The sequence below is a fragment of the Escherichia sp. E2562 genome, from assembly GCF_005781075.1.
Lineage (GTDB): Bacteria > Pseudomonadota > Gammaproteobacteria > Enterobacterales > Enterobacteriaceae > Escherichia.
On record NZ_VATM01000017.1, the window covers coordinates 29343 to 50047 of the forward strand.

Sequence of the window (20705 nt, forward strand, 5' to 3'; positions counted from 1 at the left end):
CTTTGGAAAGCGCCTCGCAAAAACAAAACAATATGAAAAAATCCGCTTTCGTTAATTAACTTTCCGGCGTAATTTTCGCAGATACATTAATGAGTAATATGTGTAAGGTGGTGGCAATGGCGATGAATACGGTTTTTCTTCATTTATCAGAAGAGGCAATTAAACGGCTGAATAAACTCAGGGGCTGGCGTAAGGTTTCGCGCTCTGCAATTTTACGCGAAGCGGTAGAACAATATCTGGAGCGTCAGCAATTTCCGGTGCGTAAGGCAAAAGGCGGCAGGCAAAGGGACGAGGCAGTTGGTGTTGAAGAACTATGTAAGCAGCATAAGGAATGACAAAAAGATTTTTTCATTCTTGAATATAAAAACAAAAAGCCAGATGCTCTTATTCTGGCATTAACACAAGGCTGTTTTACCTGAACTTATAATAACTGCAACTGTTACATCATATCTGGAAAACGCCTCGCAAAAATAAAAAGTGATGCGTAAATGAGCTTTCTTTAAAGGTTTTGCAAGAGTATTTTGCTCATCATGCATTCAAAAATGATATACTGGAGGTATATATGAGCGCTATGGCAGGTATGGATATGGGCAGAATTTTACTCGATTTATCCGATGAGGTGATTAAGCGACTTGATGATCTCAAAGTGCAGCGCAATCTTCCTCGCGCAGAGCTGTTACGAGAAGCGGTAGATCAATATCTGGAAAATCAATCGAAAACGACAATATCCAGTGCTCTTGGTATCTGGCAAGGGTGTGATGAAGATGGTGTCGAATATCAGCGTAAGCTGCGCGAGGAATGGTAATGGCAAAAAGAACTGCGCTTTTTGATACCAATATCCTTATCGATTTGTTCAGCGGACGAATTGAGGCAAAACAGGCACTGGAGGCATGGCCCCTACAGAATGCGATTAGTCTGGTCACCTGGATGGAGGTGCTAGTTGGCGCTAAAAAATATGATCAAGAACATCGCACACGGATTGCAATGAGTGCGTTTAACGTTATTGGGATTTCGCAGGATATCGCGGAACGAAGCGTTGCTTTAAGGCAGGAGTATAGAATGAAACTTCCAGATGCCATAATTCTGGCAACAGCACAGATTTATGGCTTTGAACTAGTAACGCGAAATACGAGAGATTTTGCGGGAATAGCAGGTGTCGTCACACCTTATGAGCTGTAATCCGGGCGACCAGCGCCACCCGGAAAACGTCAGAGATTACTCCCCTTCACCCGGAAACAGGAACGGGTTAATGGAACTGCGGGCGTAGCCTTCTTGCTCCATTCGCGCGTCCAGTACCAGAGAGGCGAGGTCATCTGCCACGGCTTCAACTTTCGGCTCTTTTTCCTGATAAAGAATCTTCAGGTAAGTGCCGCAGTCATCGCAGCTTTCGGCTTTAATCGCGGCCTGTTCGTCATCCAGCGACCAGTAGTGCAGTTTGCCGCTCTGCTCGCAGTTGCTGCATTTTACGCGCACCACGTGCCATTCGGTTTCACACAGGTTGCAGTGCAGGTAACGCAGCCCCTGAGTGGTGCCAATTTGCACCATGCTGGATACCGGCATAGAACCACAAACCGGGCAATATTGACGCTGTTCGCCGTATTCAGCGCGGGCTTTGCCGGGGATCAGATTGGCCATCTGCGCCCAGTAGAGCGACAGTGCAGCCCAGATAAACGGCGCTTTATCGCTGCTGACGGAAGAGAAATCAGAGGCAAACAGTGCGCTGGCCATATCTTCCAGCTCCTGGGTCGATGCCTTCTCCAGATTCTCAATCACCGCCAGCGCCGGGCCGCTCATTTCAGGTTTCAGTTCAGCAATCAGAGCCATCAGTAGTTTTTGCCAGTGCTTATCACGCGGCAGAACGTGAATATCCAGCGGTGGCTTGCCCTGTGCGCTGGCTTCTTTAATGCGCGCGGTCAGATCCATCTCCAGCGGATGGTCGTACAGCACCACTTCCTGGGCGTGGGCGATAAGCGCAGCAAAGCGCAGGTAATCACCCAGCGGATTATTTTCTGCCAGCTCGCGCAGACGCTCGGCGCGGCGGTTGTATAAATTTTTGAGCCGAGGGAACAATAACGGCGGAATCATATCCGCCGTACGTTTCTCGCTCGAACCCAGCTCATCTTGCGGGATTATGCGAATACTCATTCAGCTTTCTTTTCCGTTGTCTTGCGGACCTCACGGTACCAGCGCGGGTGATGTTTCTTCGCCCAGGCGCTGGTAACCCATCCTTCCACCATGGCGGTAATCGTGCCTTTCACCCAAAGGGCGGCGTAGATATGCACCATGATAACCACAATTAACGCCACTGCGGCAAATGAATGCAGCATTAACGCGAATCGGATCACCGGGATTGAGAAAGCAGGCGCAAAATAAGGACGCCAGATAATCACGCCGCTCACCAGCAGCAGGACCAGGAAAATAATCGCCGCCCAGAAAACGCATTTCTGACCGAAGTTATAACGCCCGGTGTAACCTACTTCCTCGTTGACGACGATCTTACGAATATTCTTCGCCCAAAAGATATCATCCCGATTGATTAGGTTGTGATGCCAGTAACGGAAAAACATGATGATGAACGAGGCAAACATAACCACGCCGACAAACGGGTGCAGAATGCGCGCCAGCTGCGGTGTGCCCATGATTTGCATCAACCAGTTGAAGGAGGGGAAGAAAAACCCCAGCCCGCTCACCGCCGCCAGGATGAAACAGAAGGCGGTGACCCAGTGGTTGATACGTTCCGGCGCGGTGTAGCGCACGATGGTGTCACGTCGTTTCATTTGCGCTCCTCGTCTTTCTCTTCGTGCAGATTGTTCTCTTCCTCATCCGCACGGTTCGGACCGACACCCACGTAGTGGAAGATACTGGCCGCAAAGGTAGCCGCAAAGCCAACAGCCGCGAGCGGTTTCCAGATGCCTTTCCAGAATTTCACGGTTTGGCTGATTTCCGGGTTCTCCGGCAAGCCATGATACAGATTCGGCTTGTCAGCATGGTGCAGCACGTACATGACGTGTGTACCACCAACGCCAGCCGGATCATACAGACCCGCATTGTCGTAACCACGGGTTTTCAGCTCAGCCACGCGCTCGATCGCCAGCGTTTTCATCGACTCTTTCGTACCGAAGTGAATCGCACCCGTCGGGCAGGTTTTCACGCAGGCCGGCTCTTGCCCAACCACCACGCGGTCAACGCACAGCGTACATTTGTAGACGCGGTTGTCTTCCGGGTTGAGGCGCGGAATATCGAACGGGCAGCCCGCAATGCAATAACCGCAGCCAATGCACTGCTCGGACTGGAAGTCGACGATACCGTTGGCATACTGAATAATTGCCCCTTCCGCCGGGCACGCTTTCAGGCAGCCTGGATCGGAACAGTGCATACAGCCGTCTTTGCGGATCAGCCATTCCAGTTTGTCGTTCTGCTCCACTTCCGAGAAGCGCATTACCGTCCACGATTTGGCGCTTAAATCATTGGGGTTGTCGTACACCCCAATGTTATTGCCGACGGTATCGCGAATGTCGTTCCACTCTGAACACGCCACCTGACAGGCTTTACAGCCGATGCAGGTGGTGACGTCGATGAGTTTCGCCACTTCTTCCTGGAAGTCCCGCGCCTGAGGCGCGGGGGTCAGACCGTTAGTCGCGGAGCGACGAATAATGTCTTGCGATTGATAAGCCATATGTCGTCTCCGTTATACCTTTTCCACATTCACAAGGAAGGACTTAAACTCCGGCGTCTGCGTGTTCGCATCACCAACGAATGGCGTTAACGTATTGGCAATAAAGCCTTTTTTTGCAACGCCTTCATAGCCCCAGTGAATTGGAATACCGATGGTATCGATATCTTTGCCGTTCGCTTTCAGCGTGCGAATACGTTTGGTCACCACCGCTTTGGCTTTGATATAGCCACGGTTGGAGGAGACTTTCACGGTATCGCCCTGGGCAATGCCAAGTTTATTCGCCAGCGACTCACCGATTTCCACAAACTGCTCTGGCTGCAAAATCGCGTTCAACAGCGCGTGTTTGGTCCAGTAGTGGAAGTGCTCGGTCAGACGATAGGTGGTTCCGACATATGGGAACTTATCGGCTTTACCCAGAGCTTCGGCGTCGTCTTTAAAGATACGCGCAGCCGGGTTCGAGATAACGTTTGGATGCAGTGGGTTAGTTCCCAGCGGCGTTTCAAACGGCTCGTAGTGTTCCGGGAACGGACCTTCCGCCATCTTATCGAGGGCAAACAGACGTCCCATGCCTTCCTGCTGCATGATAAACGGCCCGACGCCACTGCCCGGAGGCGCTGCGCTGTAGTCCGGAATATCCCAGCCGGTCCACTTAGTGCCGTCCCATTTCAGCAACTGACGCTTCGGATCCCACGGGTTACCCTGCGGGTCTGCGGAGGCGCGGTTATACAGAATGCGGCGGTTAAGCGGCCATGCCCATGCCCAGCCCAGCGTGTTACCGAGGCCAGACGGATCGGCGTTATCACGACGCGCCATCTGGTTGCCTTCTGGCGTCCAGCTACCGGCGAAAATCCAGCAGCCACAGGAGGTCGTACCGTCATCGCGCAGTTGGGCGAACGAGCTAAGTTGTTGGCCTTTCTTGACGATAACCGCACCGGTTGCCGGATCGGTAATATCGGCCAGCGCCTTACCGTTACTCTCCATCGCCACTTCTTCTGAAGATGGCTCATGCGGAATGGCGTAGTTCCAGGTCATGTTCAGCACCTGGTCCGGGTTCGCGCCACCCTGTTCGGCATACATCTTGCGCAAGCGCAGGAAGATACCGGAGAGGATCTCGCCGTCAGTCAGCGCAATCCCCGGGGCGTCCGCACCTTTCCAGTGCCACTGCAACCAGCGACCGGAGTTAACGATTGAACCGTTCTCTTCCGCGAAGCAGGTCGATGGCAGACGGAACACTTCGGTCTGGATCTTCGACGAGTCAACTTCGTTCAGCTCACCGTGGTTCTGCCAGAAGTTGGAGGTTTCAGTATTCAGTGGGTCGATGGTCACGAGGAACTTCAGTTTCGACAGACAACCGATCACTTTGTTTTTGTTCGGGAATGAGGCAACCGGGTTAAAGCCCTGGCAGATATAGCCATTGACCTTGCCCTCTTTCATCATCTCGAAGTATTGCAGGACGTCGTAGCCTTTATCCCACTTCGGCAACCAGTCAAAGCCCCAGCTATTTTCCGCCGTTGCTTTATCACCAAAGAAGGCCTTCATCATGGAGACGAAGAATTTCGGGTAGTTGCTCCAGTAGTTAACCTGTCCTTCCAGCAGCGGTTTCGGCGTGCTGGCGGCGAGGTAGGTTTGCAGATCAGTCTGCTTCTCGCTTGGCAGCGTCATGTAACCTGGCAGGCTCTGCGACAGCAGCCCCAAGTCCGTCAGCCCCTGAATGTTGGAGTGACCGCGCAGGGCGTTAACGCCGCCGCCTGCCATGCCCATATTGCCGAGTAGCAGCTGGATCATCGCCATCGTACGAATGTTTTGCGCGCCAACGGAGTGTTGCGTCCAGCCGAGCGCGTAGAGGAACGAGGCAGTTTTATCGTGAGCACTGGTTTCGGCGATATATTCGCAGACTTTCAGGAACGCGTCTTTTGGCGTACCACAGATGTTTTCAACCACATCTGGCGTGTAGCGGGAAACGTGCTGTTTCAGCAAGTTCCACACGCAGCGCGGATGTTGCAGCGTGGTATCGCGTTTGGCGAAGCCGTTTTCGTCCAGTTCGTAGGCCCAGCTGGATTTATCGTACTTGCGTTTTTCCGCGTCGTAGCCGGTGAACAGGCCATCTTCAAAGCCGTAATCCTCACGCACGATCAGGCTGGCGTTGGTATAGGCTTCGGTGTATTCGCGGTTGAATTTTTCATTGTTCAGCAGGTACAGCAATACGCCTGACAGGAAAGCAATGTCAGTACCGGAACGAATAGGGGCATAGTAGTCAGCCACCGCCGCCGTACGCGTAAAGCGAGGATCGATCACAATCAGCTTCGCGCCATTGTGAATTTTGGCTTCCATCGCCCAGCGGAACCCGACCGGGTGAGCTTCAGCGGCGTTACCGCCCATCACCACGACGAGGTTGGCGTTCTTGATGTCGACCCAGTGGTTGGTCATCGCACCGCGACCAAATGTTGGAGCAAGACTTGCTACCGTTGGTCCGTGTCAGACACGCGCCTGGTTGTCGACCGCGAGCATACCCAGCGCGCGGGAGAATTTTTGCGTTAAATAGCCGGTTTCGTTACTCGACGCGGAAGCACACAGCATCCCGGTGGAGAGCCAGCGGTTAACAGTCACGCCTTCGGCGTTTTGCGCAATGTAGTTAGCATCGCGGTCTTCTTTCATCAGTTTGGCGATGCGATCAAACGCCTCTTCCCAACTGATTTGCTGCCATTTATCAGAACCTGGCGCACGGTATTCCGGGAACTTCAGACGGCTTTCGGAGTGGATGAAATCCACCAGGCCAGCGCCTTTCGGACAAAGTGCACCGCGGTTGACCGGGTGATCCGGATCGCCTTCGATATGGAAGATAGATGCTTTGGCGTTTTTTGCTCCGTCACCGAGGCTGTACATCAACAGCCCACAGCCTACGGAACAATAGGTGCAGGTATTACGGGTTTCGCGGGTGCGCAGCAGTTTATACTGCCGGGTTTCCGCGAGTGCTACGCTGGGTGCAAAACCCAGTGCCGCTGCCGTGGTGCCTGCCATACCGCCAGCGCAGATCTTAAAGAACTGCCTTCTGCTGACCTGCATGGATTGCTCCTTGTTTCGACATTGTCACGTCCCATTTACATTCGCTTGCTGAGTGTGCAGGGAGTGGGAGTTATTTTTCTTTGCGGAAGGGGCCGCAAAGGTCCAGAATTGGCTCAATTTCCCTCCATCCAGGAAGGGTTTGTAACAGAATACCATAATGTTGGTGTGTGTGTTCTTATCTGGTTAAGAGAAAGTGAAAAAAACACAGCAAAAAGAAACCAAAAATGTGACAAATATCACAGGTGTTCGTCAAATTGAGTTATGGCGGCGTGACGATTTACAACACCCACGGTTAGATGAGGTGGCGGAAGAAGTTCCCGTTGCGCTGGTCTACAACGGTATTTCGCATGTGGTGATGATGGCGTCGCCCAAAGACCTTGAGTACTTTGCGCTCGGTTTTTCGCTTTCCGAGGGGATTATAGAAAGCCCGCGCGATATCTTCGGCATGGATGTCGTTCCTTCCTGTAATGGTCTTGAAGTACAAATTGAGCTTTCCAGCCGCCGCTTTATGGGGTTGAAGGAGCGCCGCCGGGCGCTGGCGGGACGTACGGGCTGTGGCGTATGCGGCGTGGAGCAACTTAATGACATCGGAAAACCGGTGCAGCCGCTACCGTTCACCCAGACGTTTGATCTCAATAAACTGGATGATGCATTACGTCATCTCAATGATTTCCAGCCAGTGGGGCAACTGACTGGTTGTACTCACGCCGCCGCCTGGATGTTGCCATCTGGCGAACTGGTCGGCGGGCATGAAGACGTGGGTCGCCATGTGGCGCTGGATAAACTGCTGGGCCGCCGGGCGCAAGAAGGGGAAAGCTGGCAGCAAGGTGCGGTGCTGGTTTCCAGTCGTGCCAGTTATGAAATGGTGCAAAAGTCGGCGATGTGTGGCGTAGAGATTTTGTTTGCGGTGTCTGCCGCGACCACACTTGCCGTGGAAGTGGCCGAGCGCTGTAATCTGACGCTGGTGGGCTTTTGTAAACCGGGGCGGGCAACGGTTTATACGCATCCGCAGCGTTTGATTCATAATTAAAGAAATACCGCAATTCTGATTCTGGATTGCGGTTTTATTTTTCTATTAAATAATCCTCAATATATTATTCACCATTTAAATAATAATTTCACCGCAATAAATTATCTCGTTAATTCCGGTTCATATCGATATACTCCAGTCGCATTAATCCTTTAAGAATTAATCATTATTTATATAAGACATTTTGTTTTAATCATCGCGTCAATAAATAAATGTTTCTGATGAATGAATGCAAATAACAAACCTTGCACCGGTTGTAAAAACAGCAATGTATTTTCAATAGTGGGTGATGGATTATGAGTATTGAAAAATGAGTACATTACAGTTACCTGGCAGTTCATATTCTACAGAAGTTAATTTAAACGGCTTAATTGAGGTGCTCAGTAAGCACCTTTACTCTACCCCCGTGGTCGCTGTGCGCGAGCTGGTGCAGAACGGACATGATGCGATTGTGCGCCGCAGGATTGAGCAGCCCGATGCGCCAAAGGATAACGCGATTCGTGTGGTGGCAGACGTGGCGAAGTCCACCATCACCATTACCGATACCGGCGCGGGTCTGACAGAAAGCGAAATTCACGGCTTCCTGGCAACAGTGGGCGTGGGTTATACCCGAATGTTGCGCCAGCAGGATGACAACACCGGTTTAATTGGTATGTTCGGCCTTGGTTTCTTGTCTGCATTTGTACTTGCAAAAGAGGTCACGGTGTTGACCACATCCTGGCAAACGCCGGATCAGAGCTGGAAATACCACTCTACTGACGGGCAAAAATATACCGTTACGCCGCATCAGTCCTCGGAAACGGGTACGCAGGTGATTCTGACGCTCAAAGAAGAGTACAGCCATCTGGCGAGTAACAATTTGCTGAACCGCGTTCTTTCCCGCTACTGCATATTGCTGCACGAACCGGTCTATGTCGGCGATGCCAGCGAGCCGGTAAATAAACTTCAACCACCGTGGCGTGAAGTTGCTCCCGAAGGCGTAACCATGCACCGCGCGCTGGTACAGCGTAAAAATCTCGCCTTTGCCGCGCAGTTTGAATCCTCCTTCGAACCGATTTGCACCATTCCGGTGGTGCCAGCGGGAATGAGCGATGCGGTCGGGATTTTATGGATTCAGGATGGCGCAACCTACGGCACCAGCGATAACCGCAACCTGTCGTTGTTTTTGCGCGGCATGTTACTCGATGACGAAGCGCGTGAGTTGTTACCGCCCTGGGCCGGATTTATTGGCGGCGTGATTGAGTCATCGAAACTGACGCCGACGGCGAGCAGGGAAGATCTCCAGCGGGACGAAACCTGGGTCGCGGTGCAGGAGGCGTTAAAAGAGGCGCTGATCTCTGGTTTGTCCGATCTTGCACAAAACCAGCCAGAAATCTGGCGGCGTGTGTTAGCGCGCCATAACGAAGCGTTGCTGGGTGCGGCATTGTGTGATGACCGCCTGTTTGATTTGCTCAAAGATCGCTTGCAGGTGCCAACGTCAAAAGGGGCGCTGCTGGCGAAGGATTTACGCGTTAATAACAGCATTCATATTCTGTTAAGCCGCGACGGCGGTTTTGAAGAGATGTTGTTCCACATTCTGCAACGGCCCGTAGCCCGTGGCGATCGCTATGCGGTGGTGCCATTTTTACGCCGTTGGGCGCTGTTATATCACTGCCGGATTATCGAAGTCGGTACGCAAACAGGTAATGAGCAGTTGTTCAGCCTGGCGGAATTACCCGAAGAGCAGGTGGCTTATCTGGAAGAGCATCTTTGCGATGGCGAGCAATTAATTATCTCCCGCTTCGAACCAGCGGTTTTACCGCTCGTGGTCACGCCAGACCGTGAAGCAGAATTAAAACAAATTCTCGAACAGGATGACGCAGATAAACGCATCAGTACCGCAGCGTTAATGCTGGCGCGGCAATTTACCTCGCAAATCCAAAAAACGAAAACCTCAAGTCTGTATATCAATCTTAATAACCCCTGTGTCATGCAACTGGTGACTGCCTTACAACACCATCAACAGCCAGCGGCAGCATTACGGTTATTAAAATCGCTGAAAGTGATTTTGTGCTCCAGCGGCAATAAAGAACAGCAGTGGGATTTACATCAGGCACTGGAAGATTTTACTCAGGTTATTCCCGTTTTAATTAATCAAGGAAAATAAAATGGATATATGGGAGTGGTACCACAAATATACTAAGGAGTTGCGCGATGCCGGGCAGGAATATATTCCGCAACTTATCGATGATTATTCGGAAGGCGTTATGCACCTGCAAATGGAAAAGTGCGATTCGCTATTACCTGAAGTAAAAGCGCTTACCCAGGTGGCAAAAAATCCGTGGCTGGAGATTTTTATTGGTCACTGGGAAATGCGCCATCGTCTCACTAACCGCGAAGAAGGCGAAAAAGTACTGCCAGACGTGGTGGCGCTGTTTGAAAAAGCGCACCGGGAAGAGGCAAAAGATTGCCCACAATCTATTTGCGTTACCCAGGATTTATCCGCCTGCTACGAAAATATTGATGCACTTGGCTGGGCGAATGAACGCATGGCGGTGTGTGAAGAAACTATCGCGCGCATTGATCCGACCTGGAGCTGTTTTCAATGTTTGTCCACCGAATATGCCAGCGCACTGATAGATTCCAAAAGGGCAGAAGAGGCACTGGCGTACCTGGATCGGCAAATCGACGCGGTTAAAGCATCCGGTGATGATGATATTGAAGCATTATTGAATACCCGTGCCGATATTTTGATTGAACTACAGCGCTACGATGAAGCACGCAAATTGATTGATGAACTGGCAGAAGAAAATGATTACTGGGGGCGCGACCGTATCAGTTATCAGTTGAAAAAACTGTATATCATGGCGTTGTGTGGACAGGACGAAGAAGTATGGGCAGAGTTGCCGCGCTGGGCTGATCTTACGCCTTTTTCGTGGGGGATTTGGATCAAGATTATCACTGCGCTACTGCCTCGCCATCCACAAAGAAATAACTGGCAACTGGCGCGCATCATCCAAAAAATGCTGGAGCACCGCTCACAGGCCGGGGCGCACCGCAAAGTGGTTGATCTGGCGAAACTGCAAATTACCCTGGCGCTGGAGCGTGAATCCGTCTGGGTTGCCAAAATAGCGATGAAACTGGCCCAGCGACACATGCCAAAATTACGCGCGTTACTGGGCGTCGATCGCGAATTTCTCGAACTGAGTGAAAAAATTGCCGCCAAAGAAGCAGAGTTGCTGGCTCGTCCGGTTGTAGAAGTACCTGAAAATAGCGATGAAGAAACGCAACCAGATCCAGAAAAAGACGTAGAAACATTCCGCCGCGCTTATCTGAACACGCCTGATGATGCGGAATTGCTGGGCAAGCTGGTCAATGCGTTAAACGCCTGCAATGCGATTGATGAATCGATTGAACTCCTGCAACGCTACGTTGAAAGCCATCTTCAGGAAGATAATGGACTTTGCTTCGATCTGTTGGATCTCTTGCTCCACCGTGACGATCTGCAAACTATCGAGCATCTGGCGAAGCAGTATGAACAGGCGGGGCTGCTACATATGGCCTTGTGGTTCCGCGCGCGAGTGATCAACCAACAGGAAGACTGGAGTGAACTGGAGTCGATTGGGCAACAGTTGCTGCAACACGAAAAAGGGCGTGAGTGGGTTGGCGTTTATCGCATGTGCTCCTGGGCAGCACAAAAACAGGAAGCCTGGGAGCGACAGCTGGATTATTTACAACAATTGCAGCAACTGATGATTAGCCGTGAAGAAGATATTCGTAATCTCCAGTGGGATATCATGGCGACCGCCAGCATCCTGCAACAATGGGATTTGGTGCGTGCTATTGCTGCCGAACTGGAAATCGAACTCACAGAAGGCGAAGGTTTTATCGACGAAAAATGGGGGCTGCTAAACATTCGCTTCCGGGAAAATTACGAATACCGCTACTACTATGCTCAACGCATTGGGCCGGTAACAGCAAGGATTATAGAGCCGACTTACCGGACCGATTTCCCGCAACATGTTGATGAAATAGTGGTTTTCGATGCAGAAATGTTGAATACCCGACCTGAAGACGAAGAAGAGCAGAAGAATTTCACGCCACTTTATGGGTGTCTGAAAACCATTATCCCGACCGAGTACGGCGAGTCCTGGTTCTGCGAAGGTGTTATGCCTGGTGAAGAACAGTTTAATGCCTTCCGTGAGGCGCTTCGTGAACGAAACTGGTACTACTGGAGCAACAGTAATGATGACTATACGTTAACCGATAGTCATCAGGGAGAAGGCGCTGATCCGCTGCCCGCATTCTATTTTGTTATTAGCGCACCGCGTTCAGTTTCTAAAGGTGATATCGATAAGACCTTGCACGAATTGACCGCTGACTGGGAACATCCGTTGTGCTGGTGGCGTCTTGCCAAAGAAGTCGGAGCGAATGAAGAGAAACATGCTGCTATTTCTGAACGTTATGGGATGTAATGCAGATTTAAATAACGGGGGGCAGAAACTTCTCTCCCGCAGCGGTTAAACTGTTAATTGAATTAAGTCCTGTAATTTATATATGAAATTACAGGACTTATTCATTCAGTGAATTGTATCTATTTATTTATAAACAAAACGCGTGTAGTGACGCTTTCTTTTTTCCTTTATTATATTCACTCTCTTCTTTATCTATTTATAAGGCAATTAAATGAAAAGGAATTTATTATCTTCAGCTATTATTATCGGCATAATGGCCCTCGGTATCACCGGATGTGATGATAAAAAAGCCGAAACAGAAACTCCCCCGCCCGCCAATAGTCAACCTGCCGCTCCAGCTCCTGAAGCGAAACCTACTGAAGCTCCCGTTGCAAAAGCAGAAGCTAAACCTGAAACGCCTGCGCAACCGGTGGTCGATGAACAAGCGGTTTTCGACGAAAAAATGGATGTCTATATTAAGTGCTACAACAAGTTACAGATCCCTGTACAGAGCAGTCTGGCGCGTTATGCCGACTGGCTGAAAGATTTTAAACAGGGACCAACGGGTAAAGAGAGTCATGTTTATGGCATCTACGGCATTAGTGAATCCAGTCTTTCTGAGTGTGAAAAAGGCGTGAAAAGTGTTGTGGCGTTAACGCCTGAGCTGCAACCTATTGATGGCGTGGCGTTGAATTATATTAATACCGCAGTCGCGCTGGGGAATACTATTAATGAAATGGACAAATATTACACCCAGGAAAATTATAAAGACGACGCATTTGCTAAAGCCAAAACGCTGCACCAGGCATTATTGAAAAATATCGAAGCCTTTGAACCGGTTGCGGAATCTTATCACTCGGCGATTCAGGAAATTAATGATAAGCGCCAGCTTGTGGAACTGAAAAATATTGAACAAAGAGAAGGGAAAACATTCCACTACTATTCTCTGGCTATCATGATTTCAGCGAAACAAATTAATAACCTGATTTCGCAAGAGAAATTTGATGCAGAAGCGGCAATGAAGAAAGTGACTGAACTGGAAACGCTGGTGGCGCAGGCCAAAGAAGCGGATAAAGGCGGCATGAATTTTTCATTCATCCTTTCGGCAGACCAGTATCAGCTTGAGGCTAAAAAATATGTTCGCCGCGTCAGAGATAAAGTCCCGTACTCTGACTGGGATAAAGAGCAACTTCAGGACGCAAATTCAAGCTGGATGGTCCAGGATTCTTTCCCGAAAGCATTACGCGAGTACAACGAAATGGTCGATGATTATAATCGTCTGCGTTAAACGTTTTTGCTTTTGCTGATCAATGTAATGTCGGATATGGCAGTGGACATCAGCCTGACCGAGCTATTGCAACAGACGAGCTGCTAACCGAAGTGGCGGTGTTGTGCGGATACGGGAGTATATCAATTCATAGTACCGGGGCGCTGAAGCCCCGGCGTGAGAGATTATTGCCCGTAATAAGCATTGGCCCCATGCTTACGCAGGTAGTGCTTATCTAAGAGTTCGTTTTGCATGGCAGGAAGCTGCGGCGCGAGCTGGCGTGAGAACAGGCCCATATAGGCGCATTCTTCCAGCACTACGGCATTATGCACCGCATCGGCGGCGTTTTTACCCCATGCGAACGGACCGTGAGAATGCACCAGTACCGCCGGAATTTGTGCCGGACTCCTGCCACGTTCTTCGAAAGTTTCAATGATCACTTTGCCGGTCTGGTATTCATACTCGCCGTTGATCTCCTCTGCGGTCATCTGGCGTGTGCAGGGGATGGCACCATAGAAGTAATCAGCGTGCGTGGTGCCCCAGGCGGGGAGATCCAGCCCGGCCTGTGACCAGATGGTGGCGTGGCGCGAGTGGGTATGCACAATGCCGCCAATCTCCGCATAGCGACGGTAGAGCGCCAGATGCGTTGGTGTGTCGGACGAGGGCTTTTTGCTGCCTTCCACCACCTTGCCGCTGGCTATCTCAACCACCACCATATCATCGGCGGTCATCACGTCGTACTCGACACCGGAAGGCTTGATTACCATCCATTGCCGCGTGTTGTCTACCGCGCTGACATTGCCCCAGGTGAACGTCACCAGATGGTGAGCGGGAAGTGCCAGATTCGCCGCCAGCACGTCGGCTTTCAGTTGCTCTAACATGTAAATCCCGCCTCCTGCATACGCGCTTCAATCCAGCGCCGCGCCTGAATAATCTCCAGCACCGGCTCTTTGGCTTTTTCGGTCCACATCTCAATCAGAAATGATCCGCGATAGTTCAGCTCATGCAGCGTTTTGAAGATGCCAACAAAATCGACACAGCCTTCGCCAAACGGCACGTCGCGGAACTGTCCGGGGCTTTGCTCGGTAACGGGTTGAGTGTCTTTCAGGTGGATTGCGGCAATACGGTCAATGCCCAGTTTTAGTTCAGCGGGAACATCATTGCCCCAGGCACTGAGGTTGCCGACGTCCGGGTAGACGGTGAACCACGGCGAGGCGAGCATCTCGTCCCATTTTTTCCATTTGCTGATGGAGTTCATAAACGCGGTGTCCATAATCTCCACCGCCAGCATTACTTGTGATGCCGCAGCCTGTTCTACCGCCCACGCCAGCCCTTCAGCAAAACGTTGCTGCGTGCCGTCGTCATGGTCTTCGTAATAGACGTCGTAACCAGCCAGTTGAATGGTGCGAATGCCGAGATCGCGCGCCAGGCGAATCGCTTTACTCATGATTTCTCGCGCCCGTTCGCGCACCGCCTCGTCCCGGCTGCCAAAAGGAAAACGGCGATGGGCAGACAGACACATTGACGGAATAGCAACGCCCGTTTCGATCATCGCGGTGACCAGTGAGGCACGTTGTGCGGCGCTCCAGTCAAGACGTGAAAGCCGTTCGTCGGTTTCATCCACTGACATTTCGACAAAATCAAAGCCGCAGCTTTTTGCCAGCACCAGCCGCTCCGGCCAGGAGAGATCTTTCGCCAGCGCTTTTTCATAAATCCCTAACGGATGATTACGCACGCGCGCCTCCCCAGATAGCATCGATTTGCGCATGGAAATCGCCAGCCACCTGCGCCGGATTTGATGCGCCCGCCAGCGCCCGCCCGGCAATAAACGCCTTCACGCGGATATCTTTAAACAGCGGCAGGTCAGCAGGGGTAATCCCGCCAGTAATGGAAAGCTCAAGGCCGATATCGGAAAGCGCTTTCATGCGTGCCAGATCGGCTTCGCCCCACTGTTGCCCGCTGGCCTGTGCATCACGACCACGATGATAAATGGCCTGCCGCACGCCAATACGATGCCAGTCACGGGCGTCGTCCAGTGTCCAGTTACCAAACAGCTCTATCTGGATTTCACCGCCGCAGCGTTGCGCCATCGCGTGGCCTTTTTCTACCGTGGCGAGCGGCGCGGCGCAGATGATGGTCATCCAGTTAGCGCCTGCGCCAAACGCCTGTTGCGCGAGCGTTTCACCAGCGTCGGCGACCTTCCAGTCAGCAACGATGATTTTGTCCGGGCACTGTTCGCGCAAGGCTTTCACCGCGGCAAGCCCTTCGTTTAAACAGAGAATGGTGCCCGCTTCGACGATATCGACGCTGTCTTTTAACAGCGTAACGTCGCGCTGTGCGGCCTCAAGTGATGAGTGGTCGAGGGCCAGTTGCAGAAGTGGTCTGCTCATAATGTGTGCTCCTTAACGCGGGCGTGAAAGCCCTGAAGTGCGGCAATGAGATGCTGATAGCGTTGATATTTTTGTTGGTAAAGTTGATGCGCGGTCATATCCGGCAGCAGGGTGCGTACCGGGTGCTGTAAGTCACGTTGGGCTTCGCTGAAATTGCGATAAACCCCGGTGCCGACGCGGGCGGCAAGTGCTGCGCCAAAACAGCCGGTTTCTTCCACCTGCGGCAGCTCGATACGTAAGCCGCTAACGTCCGCCAGCATTTGCATCCAGACATCGGAGTGCGCCGGGCCGCCAGTCACGCGCAGGGTGTGAACATCAGTAAAACGTTCGCGCATTCGGTTGAGGTGAGTCATATGGCTGAACACCACGCCTTCATAGATGGCCTGCAACAGGTGCGCGCGGGTATGAATGGCCTGCATCCCGTAGAAACCGCTGGTCATCTCAAGTCCGGCGTTGCTGCCGTACAGGAACGGCAGGAAAAAGAGATCGCCACCGGCTTTCGGCAAGCTGGCAATGGCCCGATTAATCTCATCGAACGAGATTTCTCCCCACTGTGCGGTAAACCATTCGAGGTTGCCGGAAGAAGTAGGGCTGGCTTCGTGAACGATAAATTCACCATCGTTAACGTAGCGACCATAGACATACGGATGCGCTTCACCGTCACGTAGACCGCTGGTTATGCCGCTGGTCACCGCCCAGGTGCCCATCACCGCATTGAGGGTAAATTCGTCTTCGATCCCGGCGCAGAGTGCGGTAGAAACCACATCAAACAGACCGCCGACAACGGGCGTACCCGCTTTCAGACCAGTCAGTGCGGCTGTCTGAGCGGTGATTTCCCCGCAGATTTCGGCAGATCCCACAACAGGTGGCAGGGCGTGGTTGATTTCACCGATCCCCAGCCAGTCGGTGAGACACGGGTCATATTGACCGCTGCTCATATTGTAGAGATTGGATTCGGAAATATTGCTCTCTTCGCAACCTTTGACGCCGGTTAAACACCAGCGCAGGTAGTCGTGCGTCATCATCACGCAGCCAATTTGCGTGTAGCGTTCCGGTTCGTGCGCTTTCAACCAGCGTAACAATGACACTGGATGCCCGGTCCATAAGGTCTGTCGGGTCAATGGGGAGAGTTTTTCCGGGATGCCATCTTCCTGCCAGCGACGAACGATTTCCATCGCCCGGCGATCCGAGGACAAAATAGCATTACCGAGCGGCTTGTTGTTTTTATCCAGTAAAAACAAGCCTTTTCCCTGAGCGGAGATACCGATGCCGACAATTTGTTCCCCGCTGACGCCGGAATGGGTAAGCAGGGCGCGAATGACGGCAGTGCAGCATTGCCACAGTTCTGCCATATCGCGCTCTGCCCAGCCTGGCTGCGGGCTTAATGCGCATAGCGGCAGGCGCTGCACGCTTGCCTCCCGGCCTTCGCGGTCATACAGCCCGGCTTTCAGCCAGCTACCGCCACAATCTAACCCCAGCCAGTATTGCGTCATGGTTTATTGCACCTCATCCACGGCTTTCAGCAGATCGGCACCCTGCGGAACATCTTTAACAAACATGTCGCGGACCTGAGTACCCAGTGCGTCGCTAAAGGCTTTGCGATCGAGATCGGTAATAACTTCAACGCCAGCCGCTTTCATGCCATCGATGATTTTTTGCTGATTTTCGGCGACCAGTTTGCGCTGGTAATTACCCGCTTCTTGCGCGGATGAGATAAGCACTTGCTGGAACTCCGGGCTTAGGCCATCAAACTTCGCTTTGTTGATTACCACCAGAAGCGGTGAATAGGCGTGGTGTGTCAGAGAAAGATACTTCTGCACTTCATAAAATTTTGCCGACCAGACGACGTTGATCGGATGCTCCTGGGCGTCGATGGTGCGGGTTTCCAGCCCGGTATAGACTTCGGCAAACGGCATCGGGATCGGGTTAGCGCCAAAGACTTTGAATGCTGCGATATTCATCGGGCTATTGTTGGTGCGGATTTTCAGCCCTTTCAGGTCGGCAGGCGTTTTAACCGGTGCGCGCGAGTTGGTGACATCGCGCCAGCCGTTTTCCCAGTAGGCCAGTACTTTCAGTCCTTTACCTTCAAGGGAGGCTTTCAGGTCATCACCGACTTTACCATCAAGCGTTTTATGCGCATGGGCGGTGTCGCGGAACAGGAAAGGAACGTCGAGCAGGTTCATCACCGGCGACAACCCGGCGAAATTATTCGAGCCGGACATCTCCATATCAATAGTGCCGCCGCGCACGCCGCTAATCATCGCCTGTGCGTTACCGAGAGTGCTGTCCGGGAACAGTTTTAATTTCAGTTCGCCTTTGGTTCTCTCCTGTAATAATTCATTGAATTTTTTCGCCGCAATATGTTGTGAATCGGTTTGTGAGGTTTCATAACCGAAACGTAATGATTGCGCCGCCAGTGAAGATGTACTGAATGCAGCCAGGCCAGCAATGAATAATGCGTAGGTTACAGAGCGTAATTTCATAATATTTTCCTTTTAATTAATCCATTTCGAAGGGAGGATGATGAGATCGGGAATAAAAATAAATGCGGCTAATAAAGAATATAAAACCAATACGTAAGGGAAAACGCCTCTGACTGCATCATCAAATTTTAATCTCGCCACACCTGAAATAACGTTAAGTACGTTACCGATGGGGGGTGTAATTAATCCGATTGAACAGTTGATGATAAACATGACACCGAAATAAATCGGATCAATGCCAGCCTCTTTAACTAAAGGCATTAATACCGGAGTGAGAATTAACACGGTTGGTGTTAAATCCATAACCATGCCGACGATCAAAATTGCCAGCATAATCACGATAAACAACAAACGTGGTGAATCGACCAACGGTTGCAGTAAATCAGAAACCATCATCGGCAGTTCAGCAATGGTAATCAGCCAGGCGGAAACTTGTGCCGAGGCCACCAGAAACATGACCACAGAGGTCGTTTTCGCCGCGCCAATTAGCACATGCCAAAGTGTGGCGAAGGTCATTTCACGGTAAATAACTGTGGCGACAAACAACGCATAGAAAGCAGCAACGGCCCCGGCTTCGGTAGGGGTAAACAGACCGGAGCGAAAACCCCCAATAATGATGACCGGAAGAAACAGCGCCCAGATACCGGAGACAAAAGAGTGCCAGATTTCCTGCATTGTCGCTTTTTGCTGGCGGGGTAAATTAAGACGACTGGCCTGCCACCACCAGGTGAGCATCAGCGTTGCGCCCATCATAATGCCTGGGGCAATTCCTGCCATAAACAGTTTGCTGATGGACAAACCACTGGAAACGCCAAAAATAATAAATGGAATGGAAGGTGGAATAATGGGAGCGATAATCCCGCCTGAGGCAATTAGCCCCGCGGCCCGGTTGACCGGGTAGTTGGCGCTGCGCATCATCGGCACTAATAGCGCGGCAACGGCGGCGGTATCCGCAACGGCAGAACCGGAAAGACTTGCCATAATCATTGCCGCCAGAACACCCACGTAGCCCAACCCGCCAGGTTTATGCCCAACCAGTTTCATCGGCAGGTCAACAATGCGTTTTGACAAGCCGCCCGCATTCATGATTTCACCCGCCAGCACAAAGAATGGTATCGCCAGCAGGGAGAAACTGTCGGCTCCGTTCACCAGCGTTTGCGCCATAATCTGGACATCAAACATCTCCAGCCAGAACATTAACGCTGCGCCACATAACAAAAGTGCCCAGGCAATAGGCAAACCGATAGCAATGCCGCCCAACAGGCAGCCCAGAAAAATCAGCACAGCCATGATTAAGCTCCTTGCGGTGGTGGCGTAACAGAATCGCTGCGCGAGATGAGTTGATATAAATGACGCAGTTCAAAGAAAGCGATAACAAGGCTGGTGGGCAGGCAAGCGGCATACATCAGGCCGATGGGCAAACCGAGGATCGGTGAATAATCGCTCCAGTCCTGAATTGTTTTTAGCGTTGCGCCCCAGGCCAGTGCACCACAAATAAATAAGATTAAGGAATGGGTGACCAGAGCGACTCGTCGCTGCCAGGCTGGAGAGAGTTTCTCTACCAGAAAGGTGACCTGAACGTGGGTGTTATCCATAAAAGCCACAATTGCGCCAATAAATGTTAACCAGACAAATAAATAACGCGATAATTCATCTACAGATAAAATACTTGTCTGAAAACCATATCTTAAAATAATATTTACAAACACAATACAGGAGAGCACGGCGAGATTAATCGCCAGTATTGCTTCAAGTATTTTCTTCATAGCTATTCCTTTAGGCTATACCCGTCATACTTCAGATTGCATGTGATGCGATTTGAAATATTTAGGGTATATATATTTAGCGCAATGACATTACCTTGTCGTTCTGGCGTAGAAGAGTCTTCGGTTAATCCAGCGCCGTTAATGCGACCTTAACCACAACTTTTCGTATCTCAGAGGCTGCTTCCAGAATACAACCTGGTCGATGAACATCCTGAGGGAAGAAAATAGCGTAACTGCCGGGCGTCATTTGAATAAATGATTCTTTTTCACAATGGTGATAAAAAATAATATCGCGCTGTTCTAATAGGGATTCGCTGACTTTATTATTTCCGGTATCAATAGCAATGCCGATTTTCTCTTCGCCCCATGCCAGATATTGAATATCAATATAGCGACGATGTACTTCTGGGCGATTTTCCTCCACTTGGCGCGTCGTTAAGTCGATAATTTGCGCAAAAATATTCTTGCCGTCGATTTCGACAACGCCCGGTTCCTGGGCGTTGAAGTCGGTAGCGCGCAGAAAATCGAGCGCCTTTTCAATGGCAGCGGGTAAACGGCACGGATTAGGCTGCGTGATATGTCCAGATATCATGGTCT

Annotated in this window: 19 protein-coding genes; 7 read left to right on the top strand and 12 right to left on the bottom strand. The window is 51.2% G+C overall.

The features are described 5' to 3' along the window. Positions 1-116: 116 nt before the first annotated feature. From FEK43_RS18820 to FEK43_RS18830, 3 genes are all read left to right on the top strand, one after another. On the top strand, positions 117-335 hold the full coding sequence (locus FEK43_RS18820) for a CopG family transcriptional regulator (RefSeq protein WP_001314326.1): 219 nt from the start codon (positions 117-119) through the stop codon (positions 333-335). Between the two features lie 227 nt (positions 336-562). After that, positions 563-805 carry a CopG family transcriptional regulator gene (locus FEK43_RS18825; protein WP_130216196.1) on the top strand — a complete coding sequence of 81 codons (243 nt, stop codon included), beginning with the start codon at positions 563-565 and terminating at the stop codon, positions 803-805. Continuing rightward, positions 805-1179 carry a type II toxin-antitoxin system VapC family toxin gene (locus FEK43_RS18830; RefSeq protein ID WP_001129490.1) on the top strand — a complete coding sequence of 125 codons (375 nt, stop codon included), beginning with the start codon at positions 805-807 and terminating at the stop codon, positions 1177-1179. The genes FEK43_RS18825 and FEK43_RS18830 overlap by 1 nt, the downstream gene beginning before the upstream one ends. Before the next feature lie 36 nt (positions 1180-1215). Here the strand turns inward: FEK43_RS18830 and fdhE are convergent, their stop codons facing one another. Genes fdhE through fdnG form a run of 4 tightly spaced genes read right to left on the bottom strand, consistent with a single transcriptional unit; the run spans position 1216 to position 6739 of the window. Continuing rightward, on the bottom strand, positions 1216-2145 hold the full coding sequence (gene fdhE, locus FEK43_RS18835; protein WP_000027708.1) for a formate dehydrogenase accessory protein FdhE: 930 nt from the start codon (positions 2143-2145) through the stop codon (positions 1216-1218). Continuing rightward, the gene (gene fdoI, locus FEK43_RS18840) at positions 2142-2777 is read right to left on the bottom strand and encodes a formate dehydrogenase cytochrome b556 subunit (protein WP_135408296.1); all 636 of its coding nucleotides are present in this window, start codon (positions 2775-2777) and stop codon (positions 2142-2144) included. The genes fdhE and fdoI overlap by 4 nt, the downstream gene beginning before the upstream one ends. Continuing rightward, positions 2774-3676, bottom strand: a complete 903-nt coding sequence (gene fdoH / locus FEK43_RS18845) for a formate dehydrogenase O subunit beta (RefSeq protein WP_135408294.1) — start codon at positions 3674-3676, stop codon at positions 2774-2776. The genes fdoI and fdoH overlap by 4 nt, the downstream gene beginning before the upstream one ends. 12 nt (positions 3677-3688) lie before the next feature. After that, positions 3689-6739 carry a formate dehydrogenase-N subunit alpha gene (gene fdnG / locus FEK43_RS18850; RefSeq protein ID WP_138158689.1) on the bottom strand — a complete coding sequence of 1017 codons (3051 nt, stop codon included), beginning with the start codon at positions 6737-6739 and terminating at the stop codon, positions 3689-3691. 193 nt (positions 6740-6932) lie between these two features. Between fdnG and fdhD the strand changes: the two genes are divergently transcribed. The 4 genes from fdhD (at position 6933) to FEK43_RS18870 (ending at position 13490) form a co-directional block, all read left to right on the top strand. Beyond that, positions 6933-7769, top strand: coding sequence for a formate dehydrogenase accessory sulfurtransferase FdhD (gene fdhD / locus FEK43_RS18855; RefSeq protein ID WP_135408289.1), 837 nt, complete (start codon positions 6933-6935; stop codon positions 7767-7769). Positions 7770-8079: 310 nt separating this feature from the next. Continuing rightward, positions 8080-9915: an ATP-binding protein gene (locus FEK43_RS18860; RefSeq protein WP_131161459.1), complete on the top strand. Its 1836-nt coding sequence runs from the start codon at positions 8080-8082 to the stop codon at positions 9913-9915. Position 9916: 1 nt separating this feature from the next. Beyond that, complete coding sequence (locus FEK43_RS18865) at positions 9917-12223, top strand: tetratricopeptide repeat protein (RefSeq protein ID WP_135408287.1); 2307 nt, start codon at positions 9917-9919, stop codon at positions 12221-12223. Between the two features lie 211 nt (positions 12224-12434). Then, positions 12435-13490: a YiiG family protein gene (locus FEK43_RS18870; RefSeq protein ID WP_138158690.1), complete on the top strand. Its 1056-nt coding sequence runs from the start codon at positions 12435-12437 to the stop codon at positions 13488-13490. A 164-nt stretch (positions 13491-13654) separates the two neighbouring features. Here the strand turns inward: FEK43_RS18870 and araD are convergent, their stop codons facing one another. The 8 genes from araD to FEK43_RS18910 all read right to left on the bottom strand — a co-directional run bounded on the left by araD (position 13655) and on the right by FEK43_RS18910 (position 20700). After that, positions 13655-14350, bottom strand: coding sequence for an L-ribulose-5-phosphate 4-epimerase (gene araD / locus FEK43_RS18875; protein WP_135408284.1), 696 nt, complete (start codon positions 14348-14350; stop codon positions 13655-13657). Further along, complete coding sequence (locus tag FEK43_RS18880; RefSeq protein WP_135408281.1) at positions 14344-15204, bottom strand: L-ribulose-5-phosphate 3-epimerase; 861 nt, start codon at positions 15202-15204, stop codon at positions 14344-14346. Before FEK43_RS18880 ends, araD begins: the two co-directional genes overlap by 7 nt. Then, positions 15197-15859, bottom strand: a complete 663-nt coding sequence (gene ulaD / locus FEK43_RS18885; RefSeq protein WP_135408279.1) for a 3-keto-L-gulonate-6-phosphate decarboxylase UlaD — start codon at positions 15857-15859, stop codon at positions 15197-15199. The genes FEK43_RS18880 and ulaD overlap by 8 nt, the downstream gene beginning before the upstream one ends. Then, positions 15856-17352, bottom strand: a complete 1497-nt coding sequence (gene lyxK, locus FEK43_RS18890; protein ID WP_135408277.1) for an L-xylulokinase — start codon at positions 17350-17352, stop codon at positions 15856-15858. The genes ulaD and lyxK overlap by 4 nt, the downstream gene beginning before the upstream one ends. Before the next feature lie 3 nt (positions 17353-17355). Further along, a complete protein-coding gene (gene yiaO / locus FEK43_RS18895; protein ID WP_131161465.1) occupies positions 17356-18342 on the bottom strand; it encodes a 2,3-diketo-L-gulonate TRAP transporter substrate-binding protein YiaO in 987 nt (328 codons plus the stop codon). Positions 18343-18354: 12 nt separating this feature from the next. Beyond that, a complete protein-coding gene (gene yiaN, locus FEK43_RS18900) occupies positions 18355-19632 on the bottom strand; it encodes a 2,3-diketo-L-gulonate TRAP transporter large permease YiaN (RefSeq protein WP_130258798.1) in 1278 nt (425 codons plus the stop codon). Positions 19633-19634: 2 nt separating this feature from the next. Further along, a complete protein-coding gene (gene yiaM / locus FEK43_RS18905; protein WP_135408274.1) occupies positions 19635-20108 on the bottom strand; it encodes a 2,3-diketo-L-gulonate TRAP transporter small permease YiaM in 474 nt (157 codons plus the stop codon). A gap of 124 nt (positions 20109-20232) precedes the next feature. Then, positions 20233-20700 carry a YhcH/YjgK/YiaL family protein gene (locus FEK43_RS18910; protein ID WP_135408272.1) on the bottom strand — a complete coding sequence of 156 codons (468 nt, stop codon included), beginning with the start codon at positions 20698-20700 and terminating at the stop codon, positions 20233-20235. Positions 20701-20705: the final 5 nt, after the last annotated feature.